This window comes from Promicromonospora sp. NPDC057488, from assembly GCF_042802395.1.
GTDB lineage: Bacteria > Actinomycetota > Actinomycetes > Actinomycetales > Cellulomonadaceae > Promicromonospora.
Genome location: NZ_JBHVEG010000200.1, coordinates 1 through 10,695 on the forward strand (window position 1 = coordinate 1; position 10,695 = coordinate 10,695).

At 74.6% G+C, this 10,695-nt stretch carries 8 protein-coding genes; 7 read left to right on the plus strand and 1 reads right to left on the minus strand.

All coding sequences use genetic code 11. From position 1 onward, the window contains the following. The first annotated feature begins 208 nt into the window (after positions 1 to 208). The 5 genes from ACFU5G_RS26200 to glcF all read left to right on the plus strand — a co-directional run bounded on the left by ACFU5G_RS26200 (position 209) and on the right by glcF (position 6,845). Positions 209 to 955 carry an IclR family transcriptional regulator gene (locus ACFU5G_RS26200; RefSeq protein ID WP_377251376.1) on the plus strand — a complete coding sequence of 249 codons (747 nt, stop codon included), beginning with the start codon at positions 209 to 211 and terminating at the stop codon, positions 953 to 955. Positions 956 to 1,075: 120 nt separating this feature from the next. Then, a complete protein-coding gene (gene aceB / locus ACFU5G_RS26205; RefSeq protein ID WP_377251378.1) occupies positions 1,076 to 2,662 on the plus strand; it encodes a malate synthase A in 1,587 nt (528 codons plus the stop codon). A gap of 42 nt (positions 2,663 to 2,704) precedes the next feature. Continuing rightward, on the plus strand, positions 2,705 to 4,180 hold the full coding sequence (locus ACFU5G_RS26210) for an FAD-linked oxidase C-terminal domain-containing protein (protein WP_377251380.1): 1,476 nt from the start codon (positions 2,705 to 2,707) through the stop codon (positions 4,178 to 4,180). After that, positions 4,180 to 5,493, plus strand: coding sequence for an FAD-binding oxidoreductase (locus ACFU5G_RS26215; protein ID WP_377251382.1), 1,314 nt, complete (start codon positions 4,180 to 4,182; stop codon positions 5,491 to 5,493). The genes ACFU5G_RS26210 and ACFU5G_RS26215 overlap by 1 nt, the downstream gene beginning before the upstream one ends. Continuing rightward, positions 5,493 to 6,845, plus strand: a complete 1,353-nt coding sequence (glcF, locus tag ACFU5G_RS26220) for a glycolate oxidase subunit GlcF (RefSeq protein WP_377251384.1) — start codon at positions 5,493 to 5,495, stop codon at positions 6,843 to 6,845. The genes ACFU5G_RS26215 and glcF overlap by 1 nt, the downstream gene beginning before the upstream one ends. A 123-nt stretch (positions 6,846 to 6,968) precedes the next feature. On the opposite strand, the gene ACFU5G_RS26225 is transcribed toward glcF, so the two are convergent. Continuing rightward, a complete protein-coding gene (locus ACFU5G_RS26225) occupies positions 6,969 to 8,402 on the minus strand; it encodes a hypothetical protein (RefSeq protein ID WP_377251386.1) in 1,434 nt (477 codons plus the stop codon). Between the two features lie 81 nt (positions 8,403 to 8,483). Between ACFU5G_RS26225 and ACFU5G_RS26230 the strand changes: the two genes are divergently transcribed. Further along, on the plus strand, positions 8,484 to 9,656 hold the full coding sequence (locus tag ACFU5G_RS26230; protein WP_377251388.1) for a hypothetical protein: 1,173 nt from the start codon (positions 8,484 to 8,486) through the stop codon (positions 9,654 to 9,656). Further along, the gene (locus ACFU5G_RS26235) at positions 9,653 to 10,660 is read left to right on the plus strand and encodes an HAD-IIA family hydrolase (RefSeq protein WP_377251390.1); all 1,008 of its coding nucleotides are present in this window, start codon (positions 9,653 to 9,655) and stop codon (positions 10,658 to 10,660) included. Before ACFU5G_RS26230 ends, ACFU5G_RS26235 begins: the two co-directional genes overlap by 4 nt. Positions 10,661 to 10,695 lie beyond the last annotated feature (35 nt).

Below are 10,695 nucleotides of genomic sequence, written 5' to 3' on the forward strand. Positions count from 1 at the left end.
GCCGATGGTACTGCCCTGGTGACGGGGTGGGAGAGTAGGACGCCGCCGGACAACCATTCCCAGGAGGGGGTGGAGCAGCAGCCCGTCAGGGTTGTGTGCTCCACCCCCTACCTGCATTTCCGAAACAAACTCCAGCACCCCGTCTTCCGCTGTGTGGAATGCTGGTTCCGCCGACCGATAGGTCTGGCGTACCGACGGGGAGAACGACGTGGCAGAGCCTGGTGTGCAGTCGGTCGAGCGAGCGCTCGACCTGCTGGAGATCCTTGCGGAGCTCGGCGGTGACGCCGGCCTGAGCGAGCTCTCGGAGCAGTCGGGGCTACCGCTGCCCACCATCCATCGCCTGATGCGCACCCTCGTCGCCCGCGGTTATGCACGGCGCCTGCCCTCACGCCGTTATGCGCTCGGGGCTCGCGTGATGGGCCTCGGCGACGCAGCCGGTCGGCAGCTCGGTGCCGGCGCGCGCCGGCACCTGGCCCGGTTGGCGCGCGAGCTGGGCGAGACCGCGAACCTCGCGATGCTCGACGGCGAGATGGCGGTCTACGTGGCGCAGGCGGCGTCGTCGCACTCGATGCGGATGTTCACCGAGGTGGGGCGGCGCGTGCACCTGCACAGCACCGGAGTCGGCAAGGCGCTCCTGGGGGAGCTGCCCGATACGGCGGTGCGGGAGATCGCGGCGCGGGCCGGCCTCGACCCTGCTACCGACCGGACGATCACCGATGCCGACGCGCTCGTGGCCGCCGTCGGCGAGATCCGGGAGCGTGGGTACGCCGTCGACGACGGGGAGCAGGAGATCGGTGTGCGGTGCTTCGCTGTCGTCGTGCCCGGGGTGCCGGTGCCGACGGCGCTCTCGGTGTCCGGGCCTGCGGCGCGGGTGTCGTTCGAGTTCGGTGAGCGCGCTGTCCCGCTGCTGCACGAGGTCGCCCGGGAGGTCGCGGCGGAGCTCTCCGGGAGCTGACAGACCGCGGGCGCGTTGACCGGGCGTCGTCGGGCACCTAGGGTTTTCACTAGGAAGTATTCAGTTTCCGCATCGTGGAATTACGGCGGGAGCCGAGCCGATCGACCAAAGGAACTCGACGTGGACACTCCGGACGGCCTGACGATCAACGGCGACATCGCGCCCCGCGCGGAAGAGGTGCTCACCCCGCAGGCGCTCGGGCTCGTGGTCGCCCTGCACCGGGCGCTGGACGACCGCCGCCTGGAGCTGCTCGAGGCGCGCCGGCGCCGCGTCGAGGACCTCGCGGCGGGTGGCACCCTGGACTTCCTGCCCGAGACCCGGCACATCCGCGAGGACCCGACGTGGCGCGTCGCGGAGCCGGCTCCCGGCTTGGCCGACCGGCGCTGCGAGATCACCGGCCCCACGGACCGGAAGATGACGATCAACGCCCTGAACTCGGGCGCCAGGGCCTGGCTCGCGGACCACGAGGACGCCAACACCCCGCAGTGGAGCGCCGTCGTGGGCGGGCAGCTCAACCTGCTCGACGCCATCAACCGGAACATCGACTTCACGGGCGAGAACGGCAAGCACTACGCCCTCAAGCCGGACGCGGAGCTGGCGACGATCATCGTGCGGCCGCGCGGCTGGCACCTGCCGGAGAAGCACCTGCTGGTGGACGGCCGTCCGGCGTCGGGCAGCCTGGTGGACTTCGCGCTCTACCTGGCCACGGCGGGGCTGCGGCAGATCGAGAAGGGCCAGGGCCCGTACTTCTACCTGCCCAAGATGGAGTCGCACCTGGAGGCGCGCCTCTGGAACGACGCGTTCGTGCTGGCCCAGGACTTTCTCGGCATCCCGCGGGGCACGATCCGCGCCACCGTGCTCATCGAGACCTACCCCGCGGCGTTCGAGATGGAAGAGATCCTCTACGAGCTGCGGGAGCACAGCGCGGGCCTGAACGCCGGGCGGTGGGACTTCATGTTCTCGGTGATCAAGTCGTTCCGGACCCGCGGCACGGACTTCATGCTGCCGGACCGCAACGCCGTCACGATGACCGTGCCGTTCATGCGCGCCTACACGGAGCTGCTGGTCAAGACGTGCCACACGCGCGGCGCGCACGCGATCGGCGGCATGGCCGCGTTCATCCCGAGCCGCGACGAGGCGGTCAACGAGGCCGCGTTCGCCAAGGTGCGCGACGACAAGACGCGCGAGGCGAACGACGGGTTCGACGGCTCGTGGGTGGCCCACCCCGGCATGGTCGGGGTCTGCACGGAGGTCTTCACCTCGGTGCTCGGCGACCGGCCGAACCAGATCGACCGCACCCGCGACGAGGTGCAGGTCACCGCCGCGCAGCTGCTCGACGTCGCGTCCACGCCCGGCGACGTCACCGAGGCGGGGCTGCGCAACAACATCTCGGTGGGCATCCAGTACCTCAAGGCGTGGCTCGGCGGGCTCGGCGCCGTCGCGATCTTCAACCTCATGGAGGACGCCGCCACCGCCGAGATCTCCCGGTCCCAGGTGTGGCAGTGGCTGCACAACGACGTGACGCTCGCCGACACGGGCCACCAGGTCACGCGCGAGCTGATCGACCGGATCGTCGAGGAGGAGATCGCCAAGCTGCCGGGCGACCCGGCAGACTACGCGGAGGCGAGGCAGACGTTCCTGGAGGTGGCGGTCGCGGACGACTACGCGGACTTCCTGACCCTCCCGGCGTACGCCCGCATGCCCTGACCAGCACTCGACGAGCACCGCGCGCAACGAGGAGGTTGCCGGATGGGTGAGAGCAGCTCCAGCGGGCTGGGGGACGTCGTCGGCGAGCTGCTGGCCGAGCTGGGCGGGGAGCAGGTGATCACCGACCGGCAGCGACGACGGACCTACGAGTGCGACGGGCTCGCCGCGTACCGCGTGATCCCCGGGGCGGTGGTCCTCGCCCGGGACGCGGCCGACGTCGCGACCGCGGTGCGGGCCTGTGCCCGGCACGGCGTGCCGTTCGTCGCGCGCGGGTCGGGCACCGGGCTGTCGGGCGGGGCGCTGCCGCACGCCGAGGGCGTGCTTGTGGTCATGTCGCGGCTGCGGGCGATCCGGGAGGCGGACCTGGCCAACCAGCGCGCCGTCGTGGATCCCGGGGTGATCAACCTGCAGCTCACGGCCGCGACCAGCCCCGACGGGTACTACTTCGCGCCGGACCCCTCCAGCCAGTCGGTTTGCTCGATCGGCGGCAACGTGGCCGAGAACTCGGGCGGCGCCCACTGCCTCAAGTACGGCTTCACCACCAACCACGTCACCGGCGTGGACCTGGTGACGCCCGCCGGCGAGCAGGTCGAGATCGGCGGCAAGGCCCCGGACCCGCCCGGGTACGACCTGCTCGGCGCGCTCGTCGGCAGCGAGGGGACGCTCGGCATCGTCACCGCCGCGACGGTGCGCCTGACGCGGCTGCCGCAGGAGGTCCGCACCCTGCTGGCCGCGTTCCGCACCATGGACGACGCCGGGGCCGCCACCTCCGCGATCATCGCGGCCGGCGTGATCCCAGCGGCGATCGAGATGATGGACGCCCTGGCCATCGAGGCCGCCGAGGCCGCCGTGCACTGCGACTACCCGCATGGCGCGGGCGCGGTGCTCGTGATCGAGCTCGACGGGCCGGCCCCGGACGTCGCGGGGGAGTTCGACGACGTCGTCCGGCTGTGCGAGGGGGCCGGCGCGTTCGAGGTGCGGGTCGCGGCGGACGACGAGGAGCGCGCGCTGATCTGGAAGGGCCGCAAGTCCGCGTTCGCGGCGGTCGGCCGGATCAGCCCGGACTACATCGTGCAGGACGGCGTGATCCCGCGCACCGCCCTGCCTCTCGTGCTGCGGCAGATCGCGGAGCTGAGCGAGCGCGCCGGCGTGCGGGTGGCCAACGTCTTCCACGCGGGCGACGGCAACCTGCACCCGCTGGTGCTGTTCGACGGCGCGGTCGAGGGCGCCGTCGACCGCGCCGAGGCGGTGGCCGGCGGGATCCTCGACCTGTGCCTGGAGCACGGCGGGTCGATCACGGGCGAGCACGGCGTGGGCGCCGACAAGGCCAAGCACATGCCGCGCATGTTCACGCCCGACGACCTCGACACGATGCAGGCCGTGCGCTGCGCGTTCGACCCCGAGGGCATCTCGAACCCCGGCAAGGTCTTCCCGACGCCCCGGCTGTGCGGGGAACGGCCCGGGCGGCACCGGGGCGCGCACCCGCTGGCGGAGTCCGGCGTGGCGGAGGTCTTCTGATGGCCGACCTCGGTCGGCTCACCGACGCGCTGCGGCAGGACGGCGGCACGGTGCGCGAGTCAGGACCGGAGGACGCCGTCGACGGCGTACCCGCCACGGCGGTCGCGCGGCCGGCGTCGGCGGACGGCGTGGCGGCCGTGCTGCGCGAGGCGACCGCGCAGGGGCTGGTCACGGTGGCGCGCGGAGCCGGGACGGCGCTGGACTGGGGCGCCCCGCCCGAGCGCGTCGACCTCGTACTGGACACCACAGGCCTGGACCGGCTCGTGGAGCACGGCGCGGGCGACCTGGTGGTCGTGGCCGAGGTCGGGCTGCCCGTCGCCGAGCTGCTGGAGAAGGTCGGCGGCGCGGCGCAGGAGCTGGTGGTCGACCTGCCGCCCGCGCGGCTGGCGGGCGGCTCCACGGTCGGCGGTCTGCTGTCGACGGGCGCTTCCGGGCCGCGACGTCTGCAGCGCGGCGGGGTGCGCGACCTGGTGCTGGGCGCGACCGTGGTGCTCGCCGACGGCACCGTCGCGTCGTCGGGCGGCAAGGTGGTCAAGAACGTGGCCGGGTACGACCTCGCCAAGCTCCTGACCGGCGCCTACGGCACGCTCGGCATCGTGGTCCGGGCGGCGTTCCGGCTGCATCCGGCGCGGCCGGACCGCGCCTTCGTGATCGGCTCGGGTCCTTTGGCGGACGTCGCCGGGCGGGCCCGCGACGTGGTTGCCTCGCAGCTCGCGCCCGCCGCGGTCGAGATCGACCGGCCCGCGGGCGGGGACGTCGCCGAGGTGGCGGTGCTGCTGGAGGGGACCGGGGCCGCCGTCGGGCAACGGGCCGCCGCGGCGGCCGAGCTGCTGGGCGGGCGGGTCCAGGCGGAGCCGCCCGCGTGGTGGGCGGAGCTTCCGGGGGACTCGGCGCGCTCGACCGGCGGTGGGTCGACCGGCGGCGTCCCGCGGGTTGAGCTTGTCGAAACCGGTGGGTCGACGCTCGTCAAGGCGACCGCGACGCTCACCGGGGTGGCCGGCCTGCTGGCCGCGGCGCGGGACGCCGAGCAACGGTACGGGGCCGGTGTCGCGCTGCGCGGGACCGCCGCCGGGGTGCTGTACGCCCTGGTGACGGGCTCGCCCGAGGCGACCGCGCTCGCCGTCGGGCACCTGCGGGCGGCCGCACCCGGCCCACGGGAGGGGACCGCGACCGTGCTGCGCGCGTCGCGCGAGGTGCGGGCGGCGCTCGACGCGTGGGGTCCCGTGGGCGGGCTCGACCTGATGCGGGCGATCAAGCGGCAGCTCGACCCCGGGCGGAACCTGGCACCCGGCCGATTCGTGGGAGGCATCTGATGACCGAGGCGAAGCCGGACCTGCTGGGCTCCTTCGACGGGGCGGGATCCGACGGGCAGGGGGCGTTCGACGAGCACCGTCCGCCGTCCCGCGAGCTGGTGGACGACTGCGTGCACTGCGGGTTCTGCCTCCCCGCCTGCCCCACCTACTCCCTGTGGGGCGAGGAGATGGACTCCCCGCGCGGCCGGATCTACCTCATGAAGGAGGGCCTGGAGGGTGAGCCGATGTCGGCGGCGCTGGTGCAGCACGTCGACGCGTGCCTGGGGTGCATGGCGTGCGTGACTGCGTGCCCGTCGGGGGTGCGCTACGACACGCTCGTCGAGGCGACCCGGCAGCAGGTCGAGCGGCGCGGTGCCGAGCACCGCACGCGCGGGCAGCGGCTGTTGCGGTCGGCGATCTTCGCGCTCTTCCCGCATCCGGAACGGCTGCGGCGGGTGCTGCCGCTGCTCGCGATGTACCAGCGTTCGGGGCTGTCCCGCCTGGTGCGGCCGGTGCTGGCGCGGACCTCGCCGACGCTGGCGACCATGGAGGCGATCGCGCCACCCGTGGGGCCGCGCGTGCCGGTGCCGGCGCTGGTGCCTGCGGCCGGGGAGCGGCGGATGACGGTCGGGCTGCTGCTGGGCTGCGTGCAGCGCGAGCTCTACCCGGGCGTGAACGCGGCGACGGCGCGGGTGCTCGCGGCGGAGGGCTGCGACGTCGTGGTGCCGCCGGACCAGGGCTGCTGCGGCGCGCTCTCGGTCCACGCCGGGCGGGAGGCCGAGGGGCTCGACTACGCGCGGGCGCTGATCGACGCGTTCGCCGACGCGGGCGTGGAGCGGATCGTGGCCAACTCGGCCGGGTGCGGGTCCACGATGAAGGACTACGCGGACCTGCTGGCCGACGACCCTGCGTACGCCGAGCGGGCCGCCGCGTTCGCGGCCCGGACCCGGGACGTCGCCGAGGTGCTGGCGGAGCTGGAGCCCGTCGCGCCGCGACACCCGTTGCCGCTGACGATCGCCTACCACGACGCCTGCCACCTGCGGCACGCGCAGGGCGTCCGGGCGCAGCCGCGCGCGGTGCTCGCGACGATCCCCGGGCTGGTGGTCAAGGAGATCGCCGAGGGCGACATGTGCTGCGGGTCGGCCGGGATCTACAACCTCACCAACCCCGGGCCGGCCCGGGAGCTGGGCGACCGTAAAGCCGCCCACGTGGCCGCCACGGGCGCGGAGCTGCTGGTCACGTCCAACCCGGGGTGCCTGCTGCAGATCACCGACGCGCTGTCCCGGCAGGGGCGCGCCATGCCGACGGCGCACATGGTGCTGGTCCTGGACGCCTCCCAGCGCGGAGCCGCTCCGGAGGAACTGCTGGGCTGAGGGGGCTGCGCCTGGCGCGCAGGGGGCGTCGAGATCGGTCGGTTGCGCTGAGCTCGGTCGGTTGATTGACCGGTCTCGGCGCAACCGACCGATCTCGTTCTTGGGGCTCGCGGACGCTGCACGTCACATGCTTTCGACCACAGGAGACGACGGCTCCCGTGGGAGAATGTTCGGGCATCTGTCATCGAAGGGAACACCGTGAACGAAACGCCCCGTGACCAGGGGAACGACCGCGAGGGCGACCGCCGCGGCGAGCGCAAGGGCGCCTACCGCAACGACGGCAACGGTCCGCGTCGCGACGACCGGGGCGGTGAGCGCGGTGGAGACCGGGGCCGCCGGTATGACGGCGCGCGCGGGGGCAGCGGGCCCCGGCGCGAGGACGACCGGCCGCGCCGGTCCTCCGACGAGCGCGGGGGCGACCGTCCGCGTCGTGACGACCGCGGCGGCGACCGTCCGTTCCGGCGCAGCGAAGACGACCGTCCGCGTCGCTCGTACGGCGACCGGGACAACCGGGGTGACCGGGACAACCGGGGTGACCGGGACAACCGCGGGGACCGTGACTTCCGGGGCGGCCGCGACGACCGCGGCGCGCGGAACGACCGCCCGTACCGGGGCAACGACGGCGACCGTCCGCGTCGCTCGTTCGACGACCGCGGGGGCAGCGGCCCGCGCCGCGACGACGACCGTCCGCGCCGGAGCTTCGACCGGGACGACCGGCCGCAGCGTTCGTTCGACGACCGGCCGCGCCGGTCCTTCGAGGACCGCGGTGGCGACCGTCCGCGTCGCGACGAGGGCGACCGCCCGCGGCGCACGTTCGACGACCGCGGTGGGAACCGCCCGGCACGGCGGGACGACGACCGGCCGCGCCGCTCGTTCGAAGACCGGGACAACCGTGGCCCGCGTCGCGACGACGACCGGCCGCGCCGTTCGTTCGACGACCGTGGCGACGGGCCGCGCCGGTCCTTCGAGGACCGCGGCGGCGACCGTCCGCGGCGTAACGAGGGTGACCGTCCGTTCCGCCGCAACGACGACGAGCGTCCCCGCCGTTCCTTCGACGGCCGGGACAACCGCGGCCCGCGCCGCGACGACGACCGCCCGCGCCGTTCCTTCGACGACCGCGGCGACCGTCCGCGCCGTCCCTACGGCGACCGCGACGACCGGGGCGCGCGCGACAGCCGCGGGCGGGACGACCGTCCGCAGCGGTCGTTCGACGACCGTCCCCGGCGTTCGTTCGAGGACCGTGGGGGCGACCGTCCCCGCCGTGACGAGGGCGACCGCCCCTTCCGGCGCAACGACGACGACCGGCCGCGCCGCTCGTACGGCGACCGCGACGCCCGCGGTGGTAGCGGTGGGCGTGACGGGGGTGCGCGCCCCTTCCGGGGGAACGACGACCGCCCGCGTCGTGACGACCGTGGCGGCGACCGCCCGCGTCGTGACGACCGCGGGGGAGACCGGCCCCGTCGTGACGACCGCGGGGCCGACCGTCCTCGCCGGGACGACCGCGGCGGCGACCGGCCGCCCCGCTCGTTCGGCGACCGTGACGACCGGCCGCGCCACGACGCCGGCGAGGAGCGCGCTCCCCGCGCCCCCGAGCCGGAGATCGCCGAGGACGCCTCGTTCAGCCAGCTCGACCGCGACGTGCGCTCGCGCCTGCGCGGGCTGAGCAAGGACCACGCCGAGTACGTCGGGCTGCACCTGGTGATGGCGGGCCGGCTGCTCGACGTCGACCCGGAGCGGGCCTACGAGCACACCCAGGCCGCGGTGCGCGGCGCCGGGCGCATCGACATCGTCCGCGAGGCCGCGGGCCTCGCGGCGTACCACACCAACCGCTACGCCGAGGCGCTGCGCGAGCTGCGCACGGTGCGCCGGCTGAACGGCTCCTCGGAGCACCTGCCGATCATGGCCGACGCCGAGCGTGGCCTCGGCCGTCCGGAGCGCGCGCTGGCGCTCGCCGCCTCGGAGGAGGCCGCGACGCTCGACGCGACCGGGCGCATCGAGCTCGCGATCGTGGCCAGCGGTGCCCGCTCCGACCTGGGTGAGCACGACGCCGCCCTGGCCGTGCTCGACAAGGTCTCGGCCGAGGACGCCCAGGGCGACCTCGGGCTGCGTGTGGTGCAGGCCCGCGCGGTCGCGCTCGAGGCCGCGGGCCGCGCCGACGAGGCCGCCGCGCTCCTCGCGACCGTCGACAGCGAGGCGCTCGAGCGCGCGATCGGCGCGCAGACCCCGGACGAGGACATCACCGTGTTCGACGTCGAGGAGGACGCGGAGCTCGCCGAGCAGGAGTACGCCGCCGACCACCCGGAGGAGTTCGCGGACGAGGCGGACTCCGTCGAGGCGGACTCGGACGAGGACGACGACGAGGAGTCTGACGACGACGACGACGAGGAGTCCGGGGACTCTGCCGATTCTGGTGACTCGGCTGACTCCGGCGACTCGGCGGATTCTGCTGACTCGGCAGACTCCGCCGATTCGGCTGACTCCGCGGACTCGGCTGACTCCCCGGACGAGCCGGAGTCGGACGACGAGGGCGACGACGAGGACGACGAGGACGGCGAGCCGGCTGACGACGCGTCGGCCGCCGATGCCGGATCCGAGGAGAAGGACTCCGGCTCCGCCGAGGCGCCCGGTGCCGTGATCGACGCCGACGAGCCCGAGGCGAACTCCGTCGACGAGCCGAGCGCCGCCGAGTCCGACGAGGATTCGGCCACGCAGCCGGCCGCCGCCGAGCCTGTCGACACCGATCCTGCCGACACCACCCCGGCGGCGCCCGCCGCGGGCGACCGCTCCGACGTCGGGCAGGAGAAGGAGTGACGGCGACCGCCGGCCTGCTGGCGAGCGACGCCCCGCTCGCCGCGGCCTACGACCTCGCGCTCGTCGACCTGGACGGCGTGGCGTACAAGGGGCACCTGCCGATCGAGCACGCGTCGGCGAGCCTGGCCGCGGCGCGGTCGGGCGGCATGCGGCTGCTGTTCGTGACGAACAACGCCTCGCGGGAGCCGGAGGACGTCGCGGGCCAGCTCACGGGCCTGGACATCCCGACGAACCCGGACGAGGTGATGACCGCGGCGCAGGCGTGCGCGGCACTGCTCACCACGCGGTTGGACGCGGGCGCGAAGGTGCTCGTCGTCGGAGGCAAGGGCCTGGTCACCGCGGTGCGGTCGGCGGGCTTCACCGTGGTGGAGTCGGCGGACGACGACCCGGACGCCGTCGCGCAGGGGTACACCCCCGAGCTGGGCTGGGCCCAGCTCGCCGAGGCGGCGTACGCGGTGAGCCGGGGTGCCTGGCACGTGGCGAGCAACCTGGACCTGTCGCTGCCGACGGCGCGCGGGTTCGCGCCGGGGAACGGCGCCCTCGTGGGCGCCGTCGTGGCCGCGACAGGGGTCACCCCGGACAGCGCCGGCAAGCCGTCGCCCACGATGTACCGGCTCGCCGTCGAGCGGGCCCGCGCGAGCCGGCCGCTGGTGATCGGGGACCGGCTCGACACGGATCTCGCGGGCGCACGCGGCGGCGGGTACCCGGGGCTGCACGTGCTCACGGGCGTGTCGACGGCGCGCGACGCCGTGCTGGCCGTGCCGGGGGAGCGCCCGTCGTTCCTGGGCGCCGACCTGCGGGCGTTGCTGGAGCCGCACCAGGCCCCCGTCCTCGCGGACGGCTGGTACGTGTCCGGCGGCGCGGCGGCGCAGGTGTCGGACGGCGAGCTCCGGCTCGACGGCGCCGGCATCGACCTGGTCCGCGCCGCGTGCGCCGCGACCTGGGCCGCGAAGGATGCGGGCGACCCGGTCAACGAAAAGACGATCCCGGACCTCCCGGTGTGAGAGGTGCGCTTCTACCCAGTCATTGCGCCCGGACC

Excerpts from the sequence above, each read along its gene's own strand:
- glcF (WP_377251384.1), top strand. The coding sequence starts at position 5,493 with ATGACCGAGGCGAAGCCGGACCTGCTGGGCTCCTTCGACGGGGCGGGA.
- ACFU5G_RS26210 (WP_377251380.1), top strand. The coding sequence starts at position 2,705 with ATGGGTGAGAGCAGCTCCAGCGGGCTGGGGGACGTCGTCGGCGAGCTG.
- ACFU5G_RS26215 (WP_377251382.1), top strand. The coding sequence starts at position 4,180 with ATGGCCGACCTCGGTCGGCTCACCGACGCGCTGCGGCAGGACGGCGGC.